This window comes from Georgenia satyanarayanai (assembly GCF_023715365.1).
Lineage (GTDB): Bacteria > Actinomycetota > Actinomycetes > Actinomycetales > Actinomycetaceae > Oceanitalea > Oceanitalea satyanarayanai_B.
In genome coordinates this window covers 65,855-88,121 of sequence record NZ_JAMBNZ010000005.1, presented here as the reverse complement: position 1 = coordinate 88,121, position 22,267 = coordinate 65,855, and the positions used below count along the sequence as shown (strand labels likewise).

The following is a 22,267-nucleotide window of genomic DNA, read 5'->3' as shown; positions in this document are numbered from 1 at the left end:
CGTCTCATCGCGCGCGGCCATGAGCCCCGCGCTTCTCACGCGCTGAGATTTCGCCCGACCTCCGGCTCACACGGCGGCGGCCGGCCTCCACGCTGATGGTCAAGCGTTCAACCGAACGCTCGACCGTCGCCCGAGAGGACCGCCCCGATGAGCATCTCCCATCGACGCACGCTCGCCGCAGCCACCGCTGCCGCCGCGACCCTGGTCCTCGCCGCCTGTAGCGGCAGCCCCGGTGCGACGAGCGAGGCAGCCGCCGACGACGGCGCACCCCGCGAGGGCGGCACCCTCACCTTCCTCGAGTACCAGTTCCCCACGTGCTTCTACGCGGGCGGCTCCGGCTACTACCCGGTCGCCACCGTCCTCAACCAGATCGCCGACAAGCTCACCTTCCAGGATCCCGAGACCCGCGAGATCCACCCGTGGCTCGCCGAGTCCTGGGAAGTCTCGGAGGACGCCACCGAGTACGTCTTCCACCTGCGTGAGGACGTCACCTTCTCCGACGGCACCCCGCTGACCGCCGAGCACGTCGCGGCGAACTTCGACCACCTCGGGCTCGGTGACGAGGAGCTCGGGCTCGCGAGCCAGGAGTTCGTCTCGAACTACGCCGGCTCCGAGGTGCGCGACGAGCACACGGTCGCCTTCACCTTCGACGCCCCCGTGCCCGGCTTCCTCCAGGCGACCTCCGTCGTCGGCGCCGCGATCGTCGGGCCCGCCACCTACGAGCTGCCCTACGAGGAGCAGTGCCAGCTCGAGAACGTCGTCGCGACCGGCCCTTTCACCGTCACCGAGGTGGTGCCCGAGCAGGAGTACACGCTCACCGCGCGGGAGGACTACGACTGGGCGCCACCGCACCAGGAGCACCAGGGCCGCGCGTACCTCGACGAGATCCACATCGTCGTCACCCCCGAGGACTCCGTGCGCATCGGCGCCCTCACCTCCGGCCAGGCGGATGCGGTGCGCTCGGTCCAGGCCTACGACGAGCCGACGGTCGAGGCAGCCGGCTACCAGCTGTACGCCCCGCAGACCAACGGCGTCAGCCCCCAGATCGCGCTGCGGCCCGACAACCCCGTCCTCACCGAGCTGCCCGTCCGCCAGGCGCTGCTCAAGGCGACGGACACCGGCGCGATCGTCGACACGCTCTTCACCGACAACTACCCGGTGGCCACCTCACCGCTCAGCTCCGGAGCCACCGGCTACACCGACCTGTCCGACAAGCTCACGGCGGACCCGGACGAGGCCAACCGCCTGCTCGACGAGGCCGGCTGGAAGCGTGGGCCCGACGGCATCCGCGTCAAGGACGGGCAGCGCCTGGAGCTGACGACGATCGTCGGAGCGGTCTTCCCCCTCGGCCAGGAGACGGCCGAGCTCGTCGCCCAGCAGTGGGAGGCGGTCGGCGCCAAGCTCCACATCGAGCTCCCCGATCCCGCCACCGCCGTCCAGCGCCAGCAGGACCCGGTCGACGTCGGCGTCCTCATCAGCCACGTCGGGCGCGTGGACCCCGACGTCCTCTACAGCGCCTTCCACAGCAGCCAGCGCGACTACCTCCTCTCCACCGACGAGACGCTCGACGGCCTCCTCGAGGAGATCACCTCGCTGCCCGGCACGGAGGAGCGCTACGCGAAGGCGGCCGAGGTCCAGGAGTACCTTCTCGACAACGCCCTGACGATCCCGCTGTACGACATGCCGCAGACCTACGCCGCCGGGCCGCACGTCCACGGCCTGGGGTGGGAGCCGGTCGGGCGCCTGCGCCTGTACGACACGTGGCTGGAGGAGCAGTGACCGCCCGCTACGTCGCCGGACGGGTGGGCCAGGCCCTCCTCGTCCTGTGGGCCGCCTACACGCTGTCCTTCCTCCTCCTCGGCGCGCTGCCCGGGGACGGGATCCTCATCAAGTTCGAGAACCCTGAGCTGGGCCTGTCCGCCGACCAGGTCGCGGCGATCCGCGAGTACTACCGCGTCGACGACCCGCTCCTCCTCCAGTACGTCCACGCCCTGGCGGGGACGCTGCAGGGGGACCTGGGCTACTCCGTCGAGACGGCCACCCCCGTCCTGGACCGCATCTCGGCCGCCGTGCCGGCCACGCTCCAGCTCGCGTCCCTGGCCTTCGTCGTGGCGGCCGCAATCGCCGTCGTCCTCGCCCTCGCCCTCGCGGCGACCTTCGCCCGCAGCCCGTGGCTGCACAACACGATCACCGCGGTCCCGTCGCTGCTCGTGTCCGTCCCGGCGTTCTGGCTCGGCATCGTCCTGCTCCAGGTCTTCTCCTTCCGGCTCGGCTGGGTGCCGGTCATCGGGGCCGAGGGCTGGCAGGAGCTCGTGCTGCCCGTCCTCACCCTCGCCGTCCCGGTGAGCGCACCGCTCGCCCAGATCGTCCTGCGCACCCTCGACGACGTCGCCACCCGGCCCTTCGTCCACGTCGTCGAGGCGAAGGGCGCCTCGCGCTGGTGGACGCTGAGCCGGCACACCGCCCGCAACTCCCTGCTGCCGGTGCTGACGATCAGCGGGCTCCTCGTCGCCGAGCTCATCGCCGGCTCGGTCGTCACCGAGTCCGTCTTCGGCCGCGACGGGCTGGGCCGCCTCACCAACCTCGCGGTCGCCGCGCAGGACCTGCCGGTGATCCAGGCGATCGTCCTTGTCGCGGCGCTCGCCTTCGTCACCGTCAACCTCGCCGTCGACCTCCTCTACCCGGTCCTCGACCCGCGCCTGCGGAGGGCGAGGACGACGACGGCGCCCCCGTCCGCCGTCGTCGCCGCGCCCGCCGTCGTCAACCTGCTGGAAGGAGCCCGGACATGACCGCGACGACCACCCGGAGCCCCGCGGCGCCCACGGTCCCCGTCACGCTCGCCCCGCAGTCCGAAACCGTCGCGCGCCACAGGCGCCGCGCGGTCCCGGTCGGCCTCGTGCTCGCCTGGGCCGTCATCGCCACCGTTCTCCTGTGGGCCGTGCTGCCCGGGATCCTGGCCCCCTTCGACGCGTACACGAGCGTCGGCGCGGGACTCCAGGCCCCCGGCGGGGAGCACCTCTTCGGCACGGACGCCAACGGGCGCGACCTGTTCTCCCGCGTCGTCCACGGCGCGTCGGAGTCGCTCTCCGGCGCCCTCGTCGCCGTGGCCGTCGGGCTGACCGCCGGCACCGTGCTCGGGGTCGTCGCCGGCACCGTCGGCGGGATCGTCGAGGAGGTCCTCATGCGGGTCGTCGACGTCCTCCTCGCGATCCCCGGCCTGCTGCTCGCGCTCACCGTCGTCGTCCTCCTCGGCCCGGGCACCGTCAACGCGGCGCTCGCCGTCGGTGTCGGCGCGGTGGCCGGCTTCGCCCGGCTCGTGCGGGCCGAGGTCGTCCAGGTGCGTGCCACCGAGTACGTCGAGGCGGCCTACGGCAGCGGCGGGCGCATCCTGTCGGTGCTGTGGCGCCACGTGCTGCGCAACTCCCTGCGACCCGTCGTCGCGCTCGCGGCGATGCAGCTGGGCACCGCGATCCTCGCGCTGTCCACCCTCGGCTTCCTCGGCTACGGCGTCACCCCGCCGGACCCGGAGTGGGGCATGATCATCGCCCAGGGCCGCGACCTCCTCGCCGCGGCCTGGTGGGTCACCACCCTGCCCGGGCTCGTCATCGTCGCCGTCGTCCTCTCGGCGAACCGGGTCAGCCGCTCCCTGGGGAGCGAGCGATGAGCCTCCTCGACGTCCGCGACCTGTCGGTCACCTACCGCACCCGCCGGGGCGGGCAGCACACCGCCGTCGACGGCGTGAGCCTCACCGTCGCGCCGGGGGAGGTCGTGGCGGTGGTGGGGGAGACCGGCTCGGGCAAGACGACGACGGCGCACGCCGTCCTCGGGCTGCTCGCCCCGGGCGCAACGGTCACCTCGGGACAGATCCTCCTGCACGGCACCGACATCCGCGGCTGGTCGGACCGGCGGCTGCAGGACGTGCGGGGCCGGCGCATCGGGCTCGTGCCGCAGGACCCGGGCAGCTCCCTCGACCCGCTGCGGACCGTGGGCTGGCAGGTCGCCGAGACCCTGCGGGTGCACGGGGAGCGGGACGAGGCCGCGGTGCGGGCCCGGGTGGCCGAGCTGCTCGAGCGCGTGGGCCTGCCCGGGCCGCGCGTGGCCGCCGCCTACCCGCACGAGCTCTCCGGGGGCATGCGCCAGCGGGTGCTCATCGCGGCGGCCCTCGCGCTCCGGCCCCAGCTCCTCATCGCGGACGAGCCGACCAGCGCCCTGGACGTCACCGTCCAGCGGCGCATCCTCGACCTGCTCGACGAGCTGCGCGCGCAGGACGGGACCGGCGTCCTCCTCGTCACCCACGACCTCGCCGCGGCCGCCGAGCGCGCCGACCGGATCGTCGTCATGCAGGGCGGGCGGGTCGTCGACTCCGGGACGGCGAGCGAGGTGGTGGGCGCTCCCCGCAGCGACTACACCCGGCGCCTCGTGCGTGACGCCCCGGCGCTCAACCCGGCGCCGCTGCGGCCCGCCCCGCCGGTGCCGCCGCCCGGTGCCGTCCCCGCGGTCGAGCTGCGCTCCGTCCGCAAGGACTTCACCGGCCGCGGCGGGCAGCACGTGCGGGCCGTGGACGACCTCAGCCTCACCGTGCCGGCCGGGACGACGCACGCCGTCGTCGGGGAGTCCGGCTCGGGCAAGTCGACGACGGCGCGCATCCTGCTCGGCCTGGAGACGGCGTCGGCGGGCACGGCGCTCGTCCACGGCACGGACGTCGCCTCGCTGCGCGGGGAGGCGCGCCGCCAGTGGCGCCGCCAGGTCCAGCTCGTCTACCAGAGCCCCTTCGGCTCCCTCGACCCCCGGATGACCGTCCTCGACATCGTGGCCGAGCCGCTGCGCAACTTCCGGCTCGGCAACCGGCGTGAGCGGGCGGCAACGGCCGCGGCGCTCCTCGAGCGGGTCGCCCTGGGGCCGGAGCTGCACGGGCGGCGGCCACGCGAGCTCAGCGGCGGGCAGTGCCAGCGCGTGGCGATCGCCCGGGCGCTCGTGCTGGACCCGGGCGTCGTCGTCCTCGACGAGCCCGTCTCCGCCCTCGACGTCAGCGTGCAGGCGCAGATCCTCGACCTGCTCTCCGAGCTGCAGCGCGAGCGCGGCCTCACCTACCTGTTCATCTCCCACGACCTCGGCGTCGTCCGCCAGGTCTCCGACACCGTCACCGTCATGCAGCGCGGCCGTGTGGTCGAGAGCGGCACGACCGCCGAGATCTTCCACGCCCCGCGCAGCGAGTACACCCGCGAGCTGCTCGACGCCGTCCCCGCGGCCCACGCCACCAGGAGAGAGTCATGACCCACGTCCTCGACCACACCCGCGCCCCGGAGGTGAGCGCCGACGTCCTGCGCGAGCTCGCCGCGATCCCCGCCGGCGGCGCCGTGGACGCGCTGCGCGACCTGCGGCCCGCCGCGCGGGAGAACGCCCAGCTCGCCTACCGGCTGCTCTTCGCGCCCGACGACGACGGCGGGGTGTCCGTCCTCGACCGGCTCGCCGTCGCCCTCTTCGTGGCGGGCCTGCACCGCGACGAGCGGGCGGTGTCCCACTACCGCCGGGCGCTGCTGGGCGCCGGAGGGTCGGACGCGCTCGCGGCCACGCTCGTGGCCGAGGCCGGGACGGCCGCCGTCACCGGCCCGGCCGGGACGTACCGGGAGCCCGGGCTGGCCGTGGAGTCCGTCCCCGTGCCCGGCTACCGCGTTGTCGCGCGCGAGGTGCTGGGCGAGCCGTTGTCGGCCGCCGTCGAGCACGCCCGGCTGCTCGTCCTGCACCCGCGTGACGCCCGCCCGGCCGCGCTCGAGCGCCTCGCCGCCGCCGGCTGGACCGCGAGCGGGACCGTCACCCTGTCCCAGCTCGTCGCGTTCCTCACCTACCAGCTGCGCGCAACCGCCGGCCTGTCCGTCCTCCACGCCACCCCGGGAGCCTCGCGATGATCCACGACCACCCCGAGCTCCACCGTCCTGAGGCCTTTACGCGCGAGCCCCTGGGCTGGGTGCCGTGGCTCGAGCCGCTCGCCAAGGAGGAGCTCGCCGAGCGTCACTACGCGGGGCTCATCGAGCCGGCGCGGGCGGACTTCGCCTACTTCCGGCTCCTCGCCCGGGACCCCGAGCTCCTGGGCGCACGCACGCGGCTGGACAACGACATCTTCTACACCGAGGACGGCGGCCTGCCGCGGGCCGAGCGTGAGCTCGCGGCGGCGGCGGCGTCCCGCGTCAACGGTTGCGTGTTCTGCGCCTCCGTCCACGCCCGCGCCGCGGCTCGGCTCTCCGGACGGCCCGAGGACGTCGACCGGCTGCTCGACGAGGGGACGAGCGCCGAGCTCGGGGAGCGGTGGGAGGCGATCGTCGCCGCCGCCGAGGCACTGACGGCGACGCCGGTCCGCTTCGGCCCCGCGCACGTCGAGCGGCTGCGCGCCGCGGGTCTGGGCGACGACGAGATCCTCGACGTCATCGGCGGCGCCGCCTTCTTCGGCTGGGCGAACCGGCTCATGCTCTCCCTCGGGGAGCCTGAGGTCCCCACCCGGAGCCGGTCATGAGCCGCCCGCAGCTCGGCTTCTTCACCCGGGTGCTCGACGACGCCCCGCCGGCCGAGCGCTACCGGCTGGCGCTGGAGCAGGTCCGCGCGGCCGAGGCCGCCGGCTTCGACGCCGTCGCCGTCGCGCAGCACCACCTGGACGGCCGCGAGGGCGGGCTGCCCTCGCCCCTCGTCCTCCTCGCCCACGCGGCCGCGCTCACCTCCCGGGTGCGGCTCACCACCGGTGTCGTCACCCTCGCCCTCGAGGACCCGGTGCGCGTGGCGGAGGACGCCGCCGTCCTCGACCACCTGAGCAGGGGACGGGTGGAGCTGGGCCTCGCCTCCGGCGGCTCACCGGGCGCCTTCGCGGCTCTCGGCCTGGACGTCGCCGACCGGCACGCGGTGTTCGCGGCCAAGCTCGACCGGCTCGAGGCCGCCCTGCGAGGGGAGCCGGTCGCGGAGGGGCGGGCGCTGTACCCGCCGGCGGGAACGCTCGCCGAGCGCGTGTGGATCGGGACCTTCTCCGAGCCGTGGGCGGTGGAGGCGGGGCGGCGCGGCCACGGGCTCATGCTCTCGCGCACCCAGCCGCGTCCGGCGGAGGAGCCAGGCCTGGCGCTGGGCTCCCTCCAGGACCGGCTCGTCGACGCCTACCTCGAGCACCTCCCGGCCGGGGTCGAGCCCCGCATCAGCGTGGCCCGCACCGTCGTCGTCACCAATGACGAGCGGCGGGCCGCCGAGCTCGCCGAGACCGGCCTGCGGAGGGTCGCGCCCCTCGTCGAGCGGATGACGGGCCGGCCGGCCGTGGGCCTGTCCACCGCCGAGCTCGTCGCGGCGACCGACTCGCACGTCGGGACGCCCGCCACCGTCACGGCGGGGCTGCTCGCCGACCCAGCCGTCGCGCGGGCGACCCACCTGTCCTTCCAGGTCCACTCCGTCGACCCGCCCCACCGGGAGGTGCTCCGCTCGGTGGAGCTCCTCGCGCGGGAGGTGGCGCCGGCGCTCGGCTGGATCCCGGCGGCCCTGGCGACCGTCTGAGACGCACGCAGGACCCCGGCGGTCGCCGGGGTCCTGCGCGTCTGCGAGGGCTGCGTCGCCTACGGGGTGCGGCGCACGCCGAGGGTGTCGCGGCCGTCGCCGTTCCAGTCACCCACGAGCACCTCGTCACCGGCGCGGCCGAACGCCACGGAGAAGTCCGCGGGACCACCGGCGAGGGAGTTCTTCACGAAGTACTCATTCCCACGCCGGACCGCGAAGGTGTCGGTGCCGTTGCCGTCCCAGTCACCGGCCAGCGTCACGTCCGTCGCCCGGCCGTAGGTGAACGTCCGGTCCGCGGGCCCACCACGCATGGAGTTCTTCACGTAGTAGGTCGCCCCGCGCCGCACCGCGAAGGTGTCGCTCCCGTTGCCGTCCCAGTCACCGACCATGACCACGTCACCGGCGCGGCCGTAGGTGATGACGTGGTCCGCCTTCCCACCCGCCAGGGAGTTCTTCACGTGGTACTGGGCCCCGCGACGCACCGCCAGGGTGTCGGTGCCGTCCCCGTTCCAGTCACCGACCAGGACGACGTCACCCGCACGCCCGTAGCTGAACACGCTGTCCGCCACCCCGCCCCGCGGGGCGTTGCTGACGAAGAAGCGGTTCCCCCGGCGCACGGTGATCGTGTCCCGGCCATCACCGTCCCAGTCACCGATGAGCACCTCATCGGTGTACCGGCCGTACTGGAACACGTGCTCGGGCTTACCGTCCCAGCCGTCGTTGAGGAAGAACCCGTACCGCTGCGTTACGACCGGCTCCTCCGGCTCCTCCACGGGCGCTGCCTGGACGTTGAGCTCGGCCGCCGAGGCGAAGTGGTTGCTCCAGTCGCTGTAGGACGTGAGGAAGTCCAGGCGCACGTAGCGGCCCTCGGCCGGCTCGAGCTCGATGGTCTGCGGCGCGGTGGACTGCGCGAGCATGCCCTCGGCAACCGGCTCGCCCCAACTCTGCCCATCGGCGGAGACGCGCACGGCGTAGTCCCGCAGCATCCCGTTGGTGCCGCCGGTCTGTCGGGCGAGGTAGCGCAGGGTCTGGACCGTGTAGTCACCGCCGAGGTCGAGGGTGATGTGGTGGGGACCCATGGCGTCGTCCCACTCGGTGTGCCAGATCGTCCCCGGGTCACCGTCGATCGCGTTCGTCGCCGGGGTCTGTGCCTGCGTCGTCTCCTCGCTGGAGACGTCGGCGACCGTCAGCTGGTCCTGCGGGAGGAGGTTCTCCGGCGCGCTCACCGGGACGGTGGGGGCGTTGCGCTCGAGCGTGGCGATCTCCGGGCCGGAGTAGCTGCCCCGCAGGGCGGTCCACGAGGTCTGCGGCGTGAAGGAGCCGGCGTCGAGGTCGTCCTGGGTCAGGGTGCGGTACCCGGTGGTGCAGGTGTAGCTCGTGCCCGGCGCGAGGTTCTGGAAGCGGCAGTTCGGCGCCCCGGGAGGGTTGAAGCCCTCCAGGTTCGCCGACTGCGGGACGACCGACACGATCTCGTCGGAGATGTTGGTGACCCGGTAGGCGAAGGACAGCCGCTCCCCGGGCAGGTACTCCCCGCTCGCGCTCGCGTCGGTCACGCTCGGCACGACGGTGAGGACCTCGCCCTCAGCGGCGTCGACCGTGACGGTGAGGGACCCGGAGGACGTGCCCTGGTCCGTCGTCAGCGTGATGTCGACGGGGTACTGGCCCGCGAAGGCGTCGTCGGGCACCGTGACCCGGACGGTCACCGTGGCGGAGGCGCCGGCGGCCACGGTCGGCACCTCGGCACCGGCCTCGTCCCAGCCCTCGGGCAGGTCGAGGGACAGCGCCGCACCGGTGAGGTCCTCGGACGTCTGGTTGGTCACCGTCACGGGAACGTCCGCCGTCGTGCCGGGGCCGGTCGCGACGTCGTCGGCCGCGACGGCGGCGCAGACTCCGCCGAGCCAGGCGAGGTTGAGCTTCGCGTAGCGGATGCCGCCGTAGCCGGCGTCGGGCTCGTAGAGGAGGCCGATGCTGCCGTCCGGCTGGGTGACGAGCGTCGAGTACGCCATGCCGCCGGGCTGGAAGGTGCGCGCGACGGGCCAGGTGCGGCCGTCGTCGCACGACATCCGGATGGTGCCGTTGCTCCGCGTGCTGGAGCTGGCGGCGTTGGAGAAGAGGAGAACCTTGGCCTCGGCCGAGCCCTGCTCGGCGTTCGGGAAGGCCCGGACGATCGAGGCGTTGTTGGCCGGGTCGGGAAGCTCCCGGTCGAGGGTGACCTCGCCGTAGGAGTGTCCGCCGTCCTCGGAGATCGCGACCTTGCGGAACCCGGAGCGCTGGGAGTCACGGGAGTTGAGCATGACCCGGCCGTCGGACAGCTCGACGGTCTTGTTCTCGTCCATCCCGGTGCCGACCGGCTCACCCGCCTGCCAGGTCTCGCCGTGGTCGTCGGAGTACACGCTCACCGCCTGGTAGGTGTTCAGCGCGGTGTTGACGATCGTGTACTGCTGGATGAGGCGGCCCGCGTGGGGACCGTACTTCAGCTGGATGCCCTGACCGGACGCCGCGAAGCGGCTGCGCCAGGTCTCCACGTCCGTGGTGATGTCAGCGGTGATCGTCCGGTGCGTCCACGTCTCGCCGTTGTCGTCGGAGCGGGCGACGTTGGCGTGGATGACGTTGCGGTCCTCCGGGTCCGTCCCGGGCTGGCTGTTGCCGAAGCCGCGGTCCAGCGAGTACACGTGGAAGTTGAAGATCGAGCCGGTCTCCCGGTCCACGACGTAGCTGGGGTCGGAGTAGCCGTGGATCGGTGCCTCCTCCTTGCCCTGGGCGATGACGGTCTGCTCCCCCCAGGTCTCGCCGTCGTCGGTGCTGCGCCGCTGGAGGATGGAGTTGGGGCCGGGGGAGTCCGCGGCCGTCGGTCGCCCGTCGTAGGACGCGAGGACGTCCCCGTTGTTCGCCACGGCGAGCGCGGCGATGCGGTAGTTGGCGAAGCCCTCGCCGTTTGTCGCCAGCTGCTGCTCCTCGTAGAAGGGCTCCCCTCCCCAGGCGGCGTCGTAGTCGCGGGCGTTCTCGGCGGCGTGGACCGGAGTCACGCCCAGCAGGCCGGTCGTGAGCACGGCGGCCAGGCCGGCCGCCACGCGTCGTCTCGTCATCAGTGACATGTGAACCTTTCCGGGCGACTTCGCCCGAGAGGGCGCCCGGTGGGTCGTGCGGGTTGGACTCACCGGGGCGCCATGACCAGTACCAAGGTGCGGGTAGACACCAGACGTCAGACGTTATACGACTGATATCCGCTGTCAAGCGGCCGACGCTCCGTCAACTACGGTTGACAGAGCCGCAGACGTCAACGTAGGTTGACGCCATGGCCGGCACCGAGGAGGTCCCGATGAGTGCGCTCGCCCAGTCCGTCGACGACGACGGTGACGTCGTCGCCGCCCTTCACGCGCTCTGCGAGTTACGCAGGCAGACCGACCGCCGAGAGGCCCTGCTCGTCAGGCGCGCCCGTGCCCGAGGACTGACCTGGGCCGAGATCGCCGTCCTGCTCGGGGTCTCCAAGCAGGCCGTCCACAAGCGGTACGGCGGCTCCCGGCGGGAGTCACGCCAGGCCTGAGGGCGCCGGCAGCGGGGTCCGCGTGAGGGCGACGACGTCCCCGGTCCGGGCCGAGCGGTAGGCGGCGTCGATGATGGCGACGGCGTCACGGGCCTCGAGCACGGTGTAGTCCGGCGCCGTGCCGGCCAGCAACGAGTCGACGACGTGGCGCAGGTAGCGCTCGAGGGCCACCTGCCCGGCGTCGGCGACGAGCGCGTCCGCGCCGTCGGGCCCGAACACGCCGATGGCGGGCTTGTCGTCGTCGGCGACCGCGTGGCCGTGGGAGCCGAGCAGTCGTAGCGAGCTCGTCGTCGGGGTGGTTCCGGGGGCGAAGGGGACGCGCCCGAGCGTCACCGTGGCGGTGACCCCGCGCTCGAGCAGCAGGCTCACGACGGCACTGTCCTCGACGTCGTGGGCGGCGTGGAGCTCGGAGAACAGGGTGCCGGTGAAGGCATGCACCTCCAGGACCGGCAGGCCCGTGAGGTACCCGATGGCATCGACGCAGTAGCCGAGGAAGTTGAGCACCTCCCCGCCGCCGGACAGGGCAGGGTCCACGACGAGCTCGGGACGCTCCACCGAGGTGGCGAAGTGGTCGCCCGAGGCGAAGAACTCCATGTCGACGTGCCGCGGCAGGCCGATGTGCCCGGCGTCCACCCAGGCACGCGTGCGGCGCAGGGCGGGGGCGTGGGTCCGGTTGACGACGGCGCACACGCGTCCGGTGCGCTCGGCCGCGGCGACGAGGGCGTCCGCGTCGTCGAGGGTGGTGGCCACGGGCTTGTCGACGAGGACGTCGACGCCGGCGAGCAGCGCCGCGAGCGCGAGGCGGGCGTGGCGGGTGGGCGCGCCGCACACGAGGACGAGGTCGACCCGCTCGGGGTCGAGGACCTCCTCGACGTCCTCGGTGTATCGGACGCCGGCGCGCTCGGCCGCGGCGCGGGAGTCGCCGCGCACCCAGTCGGGCGCCGAGGGCTCCTCGGCCACGGCGACGAGCTCGACCCGCTCGTCCTGGCCGAGGATGCGCAAGTAGTCCGCGGCGTGCCGCACCGCGGAGAGGACACCGATCCGCAGCACCATCACAGGACCTCCTCGACACTGGCGTGGGCCCCGACGTCCGGGTCGCCCTCGATCTCGGTGACGTGGACCCGCCGGCCGGTGACGAGCGAGCGCTGGGCGGCGAGCGCAGCGGCCAGCGCGGCCCGCACCTCCTCAGTGCGCACGAGGGGCTCGGCCGCTCCGGTGACGACGTCGGCCCAGTGCTCGAGCTGGTCGCGCAGGGCGCCGTCGAGCGAGAGGGGGGCCGGGCGGGCGGCGTCGGACGTGAGGCCGGGCTCGTTCTCCGTCGTGTGGCTCAGGGTGCCGCCGGTGCCGACGAGGACGACGCGGCGCAGCATGTCACCGCGCTGGCGCAGGGCGTAGCAGAGCTCGAGGGTCGCGAGCCCGCCGTCGGCCGTGCGGAGCTGCACCTGGAAGGAGTCGGGGGACTCCATGTCGGGGGAGAAGGTCCGCATCCCGCGGGCGAAGACCTCCGTGGGGGCGGAGCCCAGGAGCCAGGTGGCGGCGTCGAGGATGTGCGTGCCGTTGTGCACCGGGTGGCCGCCGGACAGGGCCGGGTCCAGCTGCCAGCTGCGCCAGCCGCCGGGCCATGCGTGGCCCGTGTACCAGGTGATGTGGAGCAGTCGAGGGTCCCCGACGCGTCCCTCCTGGACGGCCTGGGCGAGGCGCCGCACTGCTGGTTGGAAGCGCACCGTCTGCCCGACCATGAGGCTCGTCCCGGCGGTTGCAGCGACCATCGCGTCGAGCTGGCCGAGGGACAGCGCCGCCGGCTTGTCGACGTGCACGTGCTTGCCCGCGTGGCCGGCGGCGATCGTCCACGCGGCGTGACCGGGCGTCGCGTTGACGACGTCGACGGCGTGGACGGCGGCATCCGTGACAGCGGCGTGGATGTCGGTCGTGGCTCGTGCTCCGACGATGCGGGCGAGCTCCTCGGCGCGGTCGAGGTCCGTACCGGCGACCCACGCGACACGCAGCCGCGGCACCCGCTGCAGCGCGAGGAGGTGCTCGCGGGCGAAGGCCCCCGTCCCGACGACGGTGACCCCGAGCGGCGTCACCGGCGCATCCCCGCTGCGGGGGCGACGGATTCCACGTCGGGATCGCGCCGGGCGCCGTCGAGGGCGCGCATGATCGGCTCGTAGTGACTGCCGACCGAGGCGATGAGGGCGTCGGCGTCCCCGTCCTCCGCGGCCTCGAGCATCTCGCCGTGGGCTCTGGCCGTCTGGACGAGGTCCGCAGGCAGGCTGATGCCCAGGCGTGGCATGACCGCGGTGTGGACGTCCCAGAAGGCCCCGACGAGCTGGCCGACGAGGGTGTTGTCGATGCGTGCGAGCAGCGAGGTGTGGAAGGCGCGGTCCTGCGCGGGGAAGACCTCGCCGCGGGAGGCGATCTCGACCATCTGCTCGACGAGGTCGTGGAGATCGGGGTTGTGCGTGCCCCGGAGCGTGGCGGCGACCTTGTGCGCCATCGCGGTGTCCAGCGCCTGGCGCACCTCGACGATGTCCCGCAGGGCCTGGAGGTCGTCGCCGGGGATGAGGACACCGCGAAAGACGAGCGACTCGACGAGGGCGTCAAGGCTCATGTCGCCCACGAAGGTCCCGTGGCCGTGGCGCACGGAGACGATGTTGAGCGTCGTCAGGGTGCGGACCGCCTCCCGGAGGTTGGACCGGGACACCTCGAGCAGCTCGCACAGCTCGGCCTCCGTGGGAAGGCTGTCGCCGGGCTGAAGCCCGTTCATGAGGATGTAGTCCTTGATCTTGTCGGCCGTGGACGGCCGTCGTCGGCCGGTCCCGGCCGCCTGTGCCCGGGAGGGGATCGCCATTGGTTGACCTTTCGCCAGGAGTCCGTCTAGGGTCACGGTACTACGTCGGACATCAGACGTCATCTGTCTCATAGGAGAGAGCACACATGCGGACATCATCCTTCACCCGCCCGCAGCGCAGGACCACCGGCGTTGCCGCTGCCGTCCTCGCCGGCGCGCTCGCCCTCACCGCGTGCGGTGGTGGGGACGCGGAGGGCGAGGACCCCTCGGCCGATGCGGACGGTACGCCCGCCGCGTCCGGCGAGGTCGACCCCGACGCGATCATCGAGGCCGGGATCTCCTACTCCCTCAGCGGGGGGTTCGACCCGATGACGACGTCTGGAGCCGTCACCGTCGCGGCCAACTGGCACACCCTCGAGGGGGTCACCGAGCTCGACCCCGCCACCCGCGAGGTCTATGCCGCCCTCGGCGCAGACCTTCCCACGCAGGTGGACGCGACGACGTGGCAGGTGACGCTCCGTGACGGTGCCGTCTTCCACGACGGCACCCCCGTGACGGCAGACGACGTCGTCTACAGCTTCGAGCGCGTGATGGACCCGGAGAACAACTCCTTCTACCGCGACTTCATCGACTTCATCGAGTCCGTCGAGGCCGTCGACGAGACCACCGTCCAGTTCAACCTGGGCTATGAGTTCTCCCTCGTCCCGGAGCGGCTCTCGGTCGTCAAGGTCGTGCCCGAGGCGCTGGTCGAGTCCGACTACGAGTCCTTCAACTCCCTGCCCGTCGGCACCGGCCCCTACCGCCTCGTCTCGGCGACCCCTGACGACGCGATCGTGTTCGAGCGCTTCGACGACTACACCGGGCCGCGGCCCGCGCAGGCCGCGGGCATGAACTGGCAGCTGCTGTCCGACTCTGCCGCGCGCGTCACCGCGATGAGCTCGGGGACCGTCCACGCCATCGAGGACGTGCCCTACATCGACGTCCCCACACTGCAGAACACGCCCGGTGTCGAGCTCGAGTCGGTGCAGTCCTTCGGTCTGCTCTTCCTCATGTTCAACACCGACGCGGAGCCCTTCGACGACCCGCGCGTACGTCAGGCGTTCCACTACGCCATCGACACGGAGTCGATCATCGAGACGGGCCTGCTCGGCAACGCCTCAGCGGCCACGAGCTTCCTGCCGGAGACCCACCCGAACTACAACGAGGCCGCGTCCGTCTACGACTACGACCCGGACCTCGCCAAGGAGCTGCTCGCCGAGGCCGGCGTGGACTCCCTCGACATCACCCTCCTCACCACCGACACGGGTTGGGTCGCCGACGTCGCGCCGCTCATCAAGGAGGACCTCGACGCCGTCGGGATCAGCACCACGCTCGACATCGGTCAGTCCGGTGGCCAGTACACGAAGGTCGACAGCGGCGACTACGAGGTCATGGTCGCCCCCGGTGACCCCTCCGTCTTCGGCAACGACCCCGACATCCTCATGCGCTGGTGGTACGGGGACAACGTGTGGACCCAGACGCGCACCGCGTGGGCCGACACCGAGGAGTACGCCCAGCTCACCGAGCTGATGGACGCTGCCGTCCGGACGGGCGGCGAGGAGCAGCAGGAGCTGTGGAACCAGGCCATCGACCTCATGTCGGAGCAGGTCCCGCTGTACCCGCTGTTCCACCGTCAGCTGCCCACCGCGTGGTCCAGCGACGAGCTCGTCGGCTTCGCCCCGGTGCCCCTCACCGGACTGTCGTTCCTCGACGTCGGCGTCGCTGCACAGTGACATCCCGGGTGTGGCGGCCCGGCACCCACCGGGCCGCCACACCCCCACCACCCACTCCCGGTAAGGAGTCCCGAGTGTGACCGCACTGCTGCGTCTGACGGGGCGGCGTCTTCTCCAGCTGCCTGTGATGATTCTGGGCATCACCCTCCTCGTCTTCCTGGTGATGTCCTTCTCACCGGTCGATCCTGCGATCAACGCGCTGGGCGAGGGCGCCTCGCTGGAGGCACGTGCCGCCTACCGCGAGTCCCACGGGCTCAACGACCCCCTGCTCGTGCGGTACTGGGCCTTTCTTCTCGGCCTCTTCCAGGGGGACCTCGGCACGTACAGCGCCCGACAGATACCGGTCGTCGACGAGGTGACCCGCGCCTTCCCGCTGACCCTCCAGCTCACCTTCCTCGGACTCGTCATCGCCGTCGTCGCGGCCTTCGTCTTCGGGGTCGTCGCAGCGCTGTACCGCGACCGCTGGCCCGACCAGGCCATCCGGCTGCTCTCCGTCGCCTGCCTGGCGACCCCCTCCTTCTGGCTCGCGGTCCTCCTCATCCAGGGAGTCACGCTCGGTCTGGGGTGGTTGCCAGCCTCCGGGCCCATGCCCGCCCTCAGTGAGGACCCCGGTGGCTTCTTCGCGCGGATGGCGCTGCCGGCCTTTGCGCTCGGTGTGCCCGTGGCCGGCTCGCTCATCCGCGTCGTGCGGACCGCCGTCGTCGAGGAGCTCGACCGGGACTACGTGCGTACCGCCATCGGCGGCGGGGTCCCGCGCTACGAGGTCGTCGGACGCAACGTCCTGCGCAACGCGCTCATCACGCCGATCACCGTGCTCGGTCTGCGCATCGGCTACCTCATCGGAGGCGCCGTCGTCATCGAGGTGATCTTCGCGCTGCCCGGCATGGGCACGCTCATCCTCAACGGCGTCACGAACAACGAGCCCAACCTCGTCCAGGGCGTGACCCTCACCGTGGCCCTCGCCTTCGTCATCATCAACATCGTGGTCGACATGCTCTACGTGCTCGTCAACCCGCGGATCAGGACGGTGTGACCGTGCGACGCAAGCTCACCGAACGCCTCTCCACGCCCGGCCTGCGGCTCGGCTCCCTGCCCCTGGGCGCCAAGATCTCCCTCGGCGTCGTCCTGCTCGTCGCGCTCATGGCAGTGTTCGCACCGCTCGTGACCACCCACGGCCCGCTCGCCAGCGGCTCGCCGGTGCAGCCGCCCAGCGGTGAGAACTGGTTCGGCACCGACCGCCAGGGCCGCGACATCTTCTCCCGCGTCGTCTACGGCGCCCGCTACTCCCTCGTCATCGGCCTCGGCGCCACCCTCGTGGCCCTCACGGCCGCGGCGATCCTCGGCTCCGTCGCGGCGACGGCGGGCAGGAAGGTCTCCGAGATCGTCATGCGGGTCATGGACATCATCATGTCCTTCCCCGGCATCGCCCTCGCCGCCGTCTTCGTCAGCGTCCTCGGCCGCTCGCTGCCGGTGCTCGTCCTGACGATCGCCTTTCTCTACACCCCCCAGCTCACCCGCGTGGTCCGCGCCAACGTGCTGGCCGCCTACGGGGAGGACTACGTCGCCGCGACGAAGGTCATGGGCGCCTCGACGCCGTGGATCGTCGCCAAGCACGTCGCCCGGAACACCATCGCGCCGGTCATGGTCTTCGCCACCGTCCTCGTCGCCGACGCGATCATCTTCGAGGCCTCGCTGTCCTTCATCCAGGCCGGCGTGCCCGACCCCGACCCCTCGTGGGGCAACATCATCGCCGCCGGCCGTGACCTCGTCATGAGCGGCTACTGGTGGGCGACCTTCTTCCCGGGCCTGGCGATCATGCTCACCGTCCTGTGCCTCAACATCTTCTCCGAGGGCCTCACCGACGCGATGGTCGCACCCAAGCCCACCGGCAAGGGCCTCACCACGCGGGACGAGGTCGCCGCCCCGGCCCGCGCCGCCGCCGCGATCCACGCCCCGGCGCCCGGCACCTCCCTGGAGGAGCAGCTCGCCCAGCTCCGCGAGGTCGAGCTCACCCGCGACGACCGCCTCGTCTACGACCGCGACGAGCCGCCGCTCCTCGAGGTCCGCAACCTGTGCATCCGCTTCCCGGAGCGCCACGGCGAGGTCAACATCGTCGACAACGTCTCCTTTATGGTCCGCCCCGGGGAGACGATGGCCCTGGTCGGTGAGTCCGGCTGCGGCAAGTCGATCACCGGCCTGACGATCATGGGCCTCATCGACCGCGGCGCCGAGGTGAGCGGCGAGATCCTCTACAAGGGCAAGGACCTGCTCACGATGCCGGCCAAGGAGCGGGGCGCGCTGCGCGGCCACCACATCGCGATGGTCTACCAGGACGCGCTGAGCTCGCTCAACCCCTCGATGCTCATCCGCACCCAGATGCGGCAGCTGACCAAGCGCGGCGGCACCCGCACGGCGGAGGAGCTCCTCGAGCTCGTCGGCCTGGAGCCCGAGCGCACCCTGGGCAGCTACCCGCACGAGCTCTCCGGCGGCCAGCGCCAGCGAGTGCTCATCGCCATGGCGCTCACCCGCGACCCCAGCCTCATCATCGCGGACGAGCCCACGACGGCCCTGGACGTCACGGTGCAGGCGCAGGTCATCGACCTGCTCAACGAGCTGCGCGAGAAGCTCGGCTTCGCGATGGTCTTCATCAGCCACGACCTCGCGCTCGTCGCCGAGCTCGCCCACCGCATCACCGTCATGTACGCCGGCCAGGTCGTCGAGCAGGCCCCCACCCGGGACCTCCTCACCCAGCCCGTCCACGAGTACACCCGCGGTCTCCTCGGCGCGGTGCTGTCCATCGAGTCCGGTGCCGACCGACTCCACCAGGTGCCCGGAACAGTGCCCTCCCCGCGGGACTTCCCCGCCGGCGACCGGTTCGCCCCGCGCTCCTCACGGCCCGACGTCGGCCTGGACACCAGGCCCGTGCTCCGCAAAATCGAGGGCACCGAGCACTACTACGCCGCGCACGTCGACGACGCGCCGGTCCTCGCGACGGGAGCCCTGCGATGAGCCAGACCACGACGCCGGTCATCGAGCTGCGCGACGTCCGCGTCGTGTACGCCTCCCGGAGCGGCACGCTGTTCACGCCGGTCAAGGTCAACGCCGTCGACGGCGTGAGCCTGAGCGTCATGCCCGGCCGCACCCTCGGCATCGTGGGGGAGTCGGGCAGCGGCAAGACGACGACGGCGCGCATCCTCCTCGGTCTCGAGCAGCCCACCTCCGGTGAGGTGTGGTTCAAGGGCCGGCTGACGGGCAAGCGCAACGCCCGCCAGCGCAAGGAGATCGGCCGGGTCGTGTCGGCGGTGTTCCAGGACCCCGCGACGGCGCTCAACCCGCGCATGGTCATCCGCGACGCGCTGCGCGACCCGCTCGACGTCCACGGCATCGGCAGCGGCAAGGAGCGCGCGGCGAAGGTCCGCGAGCTCATCCAGCTCGTCGGCCTGCCGACCTCCGCCCTGGGCATGCTGCCCACCCAGCTGTCCGGCGGGCAGCGCCAGCGCGTGGCGATCGCCCGCGCCCTCGTCCTGGACCCCGACGTCATCGTCGCCGACGAGCCGACCTCGGCCCTCGACGTCTCCGTGCGCGCCCAGATCCTCAACCTGCTCGCCGACATCAAGTCCGAGCTCGGGCTGGCGATGGTCTTCATCTCCCACGACATCCAGACGGTGCGCTACGTCTCGGACGAGATCGCCGTGATGAACCGCGGCCGGCTCGTCGAGCTCGGCCCCGCCGAGGAGGTCTTCGCCAGCCCGCAGGACGCGTACACGCGGACGCTGCTCGGCGCCGCGCCGTCCCTCCTAGCGGGGTGAGCAGCGCCTCTCTGCCCCGCCCGACCTCAGCACCGAACCACCCGCGGCCCGTGCCGCCCCCGAATGGAGCTTCTTCGTGACCACCACCCCCTTCCACGGCATCATCCCGCCCGTCATCACGCCCTTCACCACCGAGGGCGAGGTGGACACGACGACGCTCACCGCGGTCGTCGAGCACCTCGTCACCGGGGGCGTCCACGGTGTCTTCGCCCTCGGCTCGACCGGTGAGGTCGCCTACCTCGACGACACGCAGCGCGACGTCGTCGTCCGCACGGTCGTCGCCGCCGTCGCCGGCCGGGTGCCCGTGCTCGTCGGCGCCATCGACACGACGAGCGGGCGCGTCGCCCAGGCCGCCCGCCGGGCCGCCGAGGCCGGCGCCGACGCGGTCGTCGCCACCGCCCCGCTCTACGCGATGAACGACGTGGCGGAGATCGAGCGCCACTTCCGGGCCGTCGCCGCGGCCACCGGGCTGCCGCTGTTCGCCTACGACATCCCGGTGCGCGTGCGCACCAAGCTGCCCACGGATCTCCTCATGCGCCTCGGCAGCGACGGCGTCCTCGCCGGCGTCAAGGACTCCTCGGGCGACGACGTCGGCTTCCGCCGTCTCGTGGCCGCCAACGCCGCCGCGGGCAGCCCGCTCGCGGTGCTCACCGGCCACGAGGTCGTCGTCGACGGGATGCTCCTGCTCGGCGCCGACGGCGTGGTCCCCGGCCTCGGCAACGTCGACCCGGGCGGATACGCCCGCCTGTGGCAGGCCGCGCAGGCCGGCGACTGGACCCGTGCCCGCGAGGAGCAGGACCGCCTCGCCGCCCTCTTCGAGATCGTGTTCCAGGCGCAGGGCCGCTCGGGCGACGCGTCCGGCGTCGGCGCCTTCAAGACGGCCATGCACCACCTGGGCCTCATCCCCAGCGCGACGATGGCCTTCCCGGTCGAGCCGCTCGACGAGGCGACGGTTGCCCGAATCGCGGCGATCGTGGACGCGACCATGGCGGCCCGCGTCTGACGTCTACCCTTCCTGCCGACGGCCGGAGAGACCCGGCCGTCGGCAGGGCAGCTCCGCGCCAGCACCACCCGTGGCGCCGACAGCCGGACTCCTCGGCGCCATCCAGAGAGGACCACACGTGAGCGACGTCGTCGTCGGGGTCGACCTCGGAGGAACGAAGACCGCGGCCGCCCTGGTGCGCGCGGACGGGGCAGTCGGCCCGGTCCGCTCCGTCCCGACCCCCGCCACCGCCGGGCCGGAGGCGGTGCTCGACGCCGTTGCCGGCCTCGTGCGTGACGTCGTCGCCCACGGCGGCACCCTCACCGCGCCCGACGGCACGACGACGGAGCTCTCCGGGCCCGTCGCCGTGAGCGGGCTCGGGGTCGGCACCGCCGGCGTCGTCGACACGACGACCGGCACGATCCTCTCGGCCACCGACGCCATCCGCGGGTGGACCGGGACCGACGTGCGTGGCGGGCTGCGTGCCCGCCTGGGTGACGTCGTCGGCGAGGGCACCGTCACGGTCGAGAACGACGTCGACGCGCACGCCGGCGGCGAGGTCTGGCTCGGCGCCGCGGCCGGCGCGGACAGCGTCCTCATGGTCGCCGTCGGCACCGGGGTGGGCGCGAGCGTCGTCCTCGGTGGCCGTCCGCTGCGCGGTGCGCACCACGTGGCGGGTGAGCTGGGCCACCAGCCCAGCCCCGACGCCACTGGGCTGCGCTGCGGGTGCGGACGCCCCGGCCACCTCGAGGCCCTCGGCTCCGGCCCGGCCCTCCACCGCCACTACCTGCGCCTGGGCGGTGACGCGGCCGTCGCCGACACCCGTGAGGTGTGCGCCCGCGCCGCCGCCGGGGACGAGGTCGCCGAGCGCGCCGTGCGGGAGTCCGCCGTCGCCGTGGGCCGCTCCGTGGCCGGCGCCGTCACCGTGCTCGATCCGGCCGTCGTCGTCGTCGGTGGCGGCATGAGCCAGGCCGGGCCGCTGTGGTGGGGGCCCATGGACGCCGCCCTGCGCGCGGAGCTCATCGAGCCGCTCGCCGACATCCCCGTCCGTCCCTCCGCGCTCGGCCCGGTGGCCGCCGTCCTCGGTGCTGCCCGCACCGCCCTCGACGCGCGCGACTGAACCCCGAAGGAACCCGTATGTCACCGGTCCTCGAGCGCCTGCGCGGGCGCCTCATCGTCTCCTGCCAGGCCTACCCCGGCGAGCCGCTGCGCGAGCCGCAGATCATGCAGCGCATGGCCCAGGCCGTCGTGGCCGGGGGAGCGGCCGGGCTGCGGGCCCAGGGGCTGGAGGACATCCGGCTCATCGCCGGGTCCACCGACGTCCCCCTCACCGGCCTGTGGAAGGACGGGGAGGACGACGTCTTCATCACCCCCACCCTCGAGCACGCGCTCGCGGTGGCCGAGGCCGGGGCGGACATCGTCGCGCTCGACGGCACCCGCCGCCCGCGCCCGGACGGGCGCAGCCTCGCCGAGACGATCGCCGGTCTGCGCGAGCAGCACCCCGGCGTCCTCGTCATGGCCGACTGCGGCAGCCTCGACGACGCCCTCGCCGCGGAGGACGCCGGCGCCGACGTCGTCGGGACCACGCTGGCCGGCTACTCGGGCGAGCGGGAGAAGACCCCTGGGCCCGACGTCGAGCTCATCGACCAGATGGTCTCCCGCTGCCGGCGACCGGTCGTCGTCGAGGGGCGCGTCCACACCCCGGCCCAGGCGAGGGACGCCATCGACCGGGGGGCCTTCGCCGTCGTGGTCGGCACGGCGATCACCCACCCGACGACCATCACCAGCTGGTTCCACGAGGCTGTGACGGGCGGCTAGCGCTGCCCCCTGTGGATCGCCCGCTCGCGC

19 protein-coding genes are annotated in these 22,267 nt (G+C 72.9%); 15 read left to right on the top strand and 4 right to left on the bottom strand.

All coding sequences use genetic code 11. The features are described from left to right. Positions 1 to 147: 147 nt before the first annotated feature. The 7 genes from M3148_RS08175 to M3148_RS08145 are packed head-to-tail and all read left to right on the top strand — an operon-like array spanning position 148 to position 7,521. Positions 148 to 1,779 (top strand): TIGR04028 family ABC transporter substrate-binding protein, encoded by a 1,632-nt coding sequence (locus M3148_RS08175; protein ID WP_251304184.1) that lies wholly within the window; start codon positions 148 to 150, stop codon positions 1,777 to 1,779. After that, entirely contained in the window at positions 1,776 to 2,789 is a 1,014-nt protein-coding gene (locus M3148_RS08170) for an ABC transporter permease (RefSeq protein ID WP_251304183.1), read from the top strand. Before M3148_RS08175 ends, M3148_RS08170 begins: the two co-directional genes overlap by 4 nt. Beyond that, the gene (locus tag M3148_RS08165; protein ID WP_251304182.1) at positions 2,786 to 3,664 is read left to right on the top strand and encodes an ABC transporter permease; all 879 of its coding nucleotides are present in this window, start codon (positions 2,786 to 2,788) and stop codon (positions 3,662 to 3,664) included. Before M3148_RS08170 ends, M3148_RS08165 begins: the two co-directional genes overlap by 4 nt. Further along, on the top strand, positions 3,661 to 5,274 hold the full coding sequence (locus M3148_RS08160; RefSeq protein WP_251304181.1) for a dipeptide ABC transporter ATP-binding protein: 1,614 nt from the start codon (positions 3,661 to 3,663) through the stop codon (positions 5,272 to 5,274). The genes M3148_RS08165 and M3148_RS08160 overlap by 4 nt, the downstream gene beginning before the upstream one ends. Further along, entirely contained in the window at positions 5,271 to 5,906 is a 636-nt protein-coding gene (locus tag M3148_RS08155) for a CMD domain protein (protein ID WP_251304180.1), read from the top strand. Before M3148_RS08160 ends, M3148_RS08155 begins: the two co-directional genes overlap by 4 nt. Then, positions 5,903 to 6,508 (top strand): alkylhydroperoxidase domain protein, encoded by a 606-nt coding sequence (locus M3148_RS08150; protein WP_251304179.1) that lies wholly within the window; start codon positions 5,903 to 5,905, stop codon positions 6,506 to 6,508. Before M3148_RS08155 ends, M3148_RS08150 begins: the two co-directional genes overlap by 4 nt. Then, on the top strand, positions 6,505 to 7,521 hold the full coding sequence (locus tag M3148_RS08145; RefSeq protein WP_251304178.1) for a putative FMN-dependent luciferase-like monooxygenase: 1,017 nt from the start codon (positions 6,505 to 6,507) through the stop codon (positions 7,519 to 7,521). The genes M3148_RS08150 and M3148_RS08145 overlap by 4 nt, the downstream gene beginning before the upstream one ends. Before the next feature lie 59 nt (positions 7,522 to 7,580). Here M3148_RS08145 and M3148_RS08140 read toward each other — a convergent pair whose 3' ends face one another. Continuing rightward, positions 7,581 to 10,607 carry a discoidin domain-containing protein gene (locus M3148_RS08140; RefSeq protein WP_251304177.1) on the bottom strand — a complete coding sequence of 1,009 codons (3,027 nt, stop codon included), beginning with the start codon at positions 10,605 to 10,607 and terminating at the stop codon, positions 7,581 to 7,583. 209 nt (positions 10,608 to 10,816) lie between these two features. Between M3148_RS08140 and M3148_RS08135 the strand changes: the two genes are divergently transcribed. After that, complete coding sequence (locus tag M3148_RS08135) at positions 10,817 to 11,065, top strand: ECF-type sigma factor (protein ID WP_251304176.1); 249 nt, start codon at positions 10,817 to 10,819, stop codon at positions 11,063 to 11,065. Here M3148_RS08135 and M3148_RS08130 read toward each other — a convergent pair. Genes M3148_RS08130 through M3148_RS08120 form a run of 3 tightly spaced genes read right to left on the bottom strand, consistent with a single transcriptional unit; the run spans position 11,051 to position 13,916 of the window. Beyond that, positions 11,051 to 12,118: a Gfo/Idh/MocA family protein gene (locus M3148_RS08130; RefSeq protein WP_251304175.1), complete on the bottom strand. Its 1,068-nt coding sequence runs from the start codon at positions 12,116 to 12,118 to the stop codon at positions 11,051 to 11,053. The two genes, M3148_RS08135 and M3148_RS08130, sit on opposite strands and share 15 nt — an antisense overlap. Then, positions 12,118 to 13,152: a Gfo/Idh/MocA family protein gene (locus M3148_RS08125; RefSeq protein ID WP_251304174.1), complete on the bottom strand. Its 1,035-nt coding sequence runs from the start codon at positions 13,150 to 13,152 to the stop codon at positions 12,118 to 12,120. The genes M3148_RS08130 and M3148_RS08125 overlap by 1 nt, the downstream gene beginning before the upstream one ends. Then, entirely contained in the window at positions 13,149 to 13,916 is a 768-nt protein-coding gene (locus tag M3148_RS08120) for a FadR/GntR family transcriptional regulator (protein ID WP_251304173.1), read from the bottom strand. Before M3148_RS08120 ends, M3148_RS08125 begins: the two co-directional genes overlap by 4 nt. An 86-nt stretch (positions 13,917 to 14,002) precedes the next feature. On the opposite strand from M3148_RS08120, the gene M3148_RS08115 reads away from it, so the two are divergent. The 7 genes from M3148_RS08115 (at position 14,003) to M3148_RS08085 (ending at position 22,237) form a co-directional block, all read left to right on the top strand. Beyond that, positions 14,003 to 15,628, top strand: coding sequence for an ABC transporter substrate-binding protein (locus M3148_RS08115; RefSeq protein WP_251304172.1), 1,626 nt, complete (start codon positions 14,003 to 14,005; stop codon positions 15,626 to 15,628). A 76-nt stretch (positions 15,629 to 15,704) separates the two neighbouring features. Continuing rightward, positions 15,705 to 16,661 carry an ABC transporter permease gene (locus M3148_RS08110; protein WP_251304171.1) on the top strand — a complete coding sequence of 319 codons (957 nt, stop codon included), beginning with the start codon at positions 15,705 to 15,707 and terminating at the stop codon, positions 16,659 to 16,661. 2 nt (positions 16,662 to 16,663) lie between these two features. Then, positions 16,664 to 18,637, top strand: coding sequence for a dipeptide/oligopeptide/nickel ABC transporter permease/ATP-binding protein (locus M3148_RS08105; protein ID WP_251304170.1), 1,974 nt, complete (start codon positions 16,664 to 16,666; stop codon positions 18,635 to 18,637). Next, positions 18,634 to 19,437 (top strand): ATP-binding cassette domain-containing protein, encoded by an 804-nt coding sequence (locus tag M3148_RS08100; RefSeq protein WP_251304169.1) that lies wholly within the window; start codon positions 18,634 to 18,636, stop codon positions 19,435 to 19,437. The genes M3148_RS08105 and M3148_RS08100 overlap by 4 nt, the downstream gene beginning before the upstream one ends. Before the next feature lie 76 nt (positions 19,438 to 19,513). Then, a complete protein-coding gene (locus tag M3148_RS08095; protein WP_251304168.1) occupies positions 19,514 to 20,440 on the top strand; it encodes a dihydrodipicolinate synthase family protein in 927 nt (308 codons plus the stop codon). Positions 20,441 to 20,558: 118 nt separating this feature from the next. Then, positions 20,559 to 21,539: an ROK family protein gene (locus M3148_RS08090; RefSeq protein WP_251304167.1), complete on the top strand. Its 981-nt coding sequence runs from the start codon at positions 20,559 to 20,561 to the stop codon at positions 21,537 to 21,539. 17 nt (positions 21,540 to 21,556) lie between these two features. Further along, positions 21,557 to 22,237 carry an N-acetylmannosamine-6-phosphate 2-epimerase gene (locus M3148_RS08085; protein WP_251304166.1) on the top strand — a complete coding sequence of 227 codons (681 nt, stop codon included), beginning with the start codon at positions 21,557 to 21,559 and terminating at the stop codon, positions 22,235 to 22,237. Positions 22,238 to 22,267: the final 30 nt, after the last annotated feature.

What these genes read in the sequence shown, in the direction of transcription:
- M3148_RS08085 (WP_251304166.1), top strand. Translation starts at nt 21,557, where the DNA reads ATGTCACCGGTCCTCGAGCGCCTGCGCGGGCGCCTCATCGTCTCCTGC.
- M3148_RS08165 (WP_251304182.1), top strand. Translation starts at nt 2,786, where the DNA reads ATGACCGCGACGACCACCCGGAGCCCCGCGGCGCCCACGGTCCCCGTC.
- M3148_RS08120 (WP_251304173.1), bottom strand. Translation starts at nt 13,916, where the DNA reads ATGGCGATCCCCTCCCGGGCACAGGCGGCCGGGACCGGCCGACGACGG.
- M3148_RS08160 (WP_251304181.1), top strand. Translation starts at nt 3,661, where the DNA reads ATGAGCCTCCTCGACGTCCGCGACCTGTCGGTCACCTACCGCACCCGC.
- M3148_RS08150 (WP_251304179.1), top strand. Translation starts at nt 5,903, where the DNA reads ATGATCCACGACCACCCCGAGCTCCACCGTCCTGAGGCCTTTACGCGC.
- M3148_RS08100 (WP_251304169.1), top strand. Translation starts at nt 18,634, where the DNA reads ATGAGCCAGACCACGACGCCGGTCATCGAGCTGCGCGACGTCCGCGTC.
- M3148_RS08175 (WP_251304184.1), top strand. Translation starts at nt 148, where the DNA reads ATGAGCATCTCCCATCGACGCACGCTCGCCGCAGCCACCGCTGCCGCC.
- M3148_RS08135 (WP_251304176.1), top strand. Translation starts at nt 10,817, where the DNA reads ATGGCCGGCACCGAGGAGGTCCCGATGAGTGCGCTCGCCCAGTCCGTC.
- M3148_RS08140 (WP_251304177.1), bottom strand. Translation starts at nt 10,607, where the DNA reads ATGACGAGACGACGCGTGGCGGCCGGCCTGGCCGCCGTGCTCACGACC.
- M3148_RS08145 (WP_251304178.1), top strand. Translation starts at nt 6,505, where the DNA reads ATGAGCCGCCCGCAGCTCGGCTTCTTCACCCGGGTGCTCGACGACGCC.
- M3148_RS08115 (WP_251304172.1), top strand. Translation starts at nt 14,003, where the DNA reads ATGCGGACATCATCCTTCACCCGCCCGCAGCGCAGGACCACCGGCGTT.
- M3148_RS08155 (WP_251304180.1), top strand. Translation starts at nt 5,271, where the DNA reads ATGACCCACGTCCTCGACCACACCCGCGCCCCGGAGGTGAGCGCCGAC.
- M3148_RS08130 (WP_251304175.1), bottom strand. Translation starts at nt 12,118, where the DNA reads ATGGTGCTGCGGATCGGTGTCCTCTCCGCGGTGCGGCACGCCGCGGAC.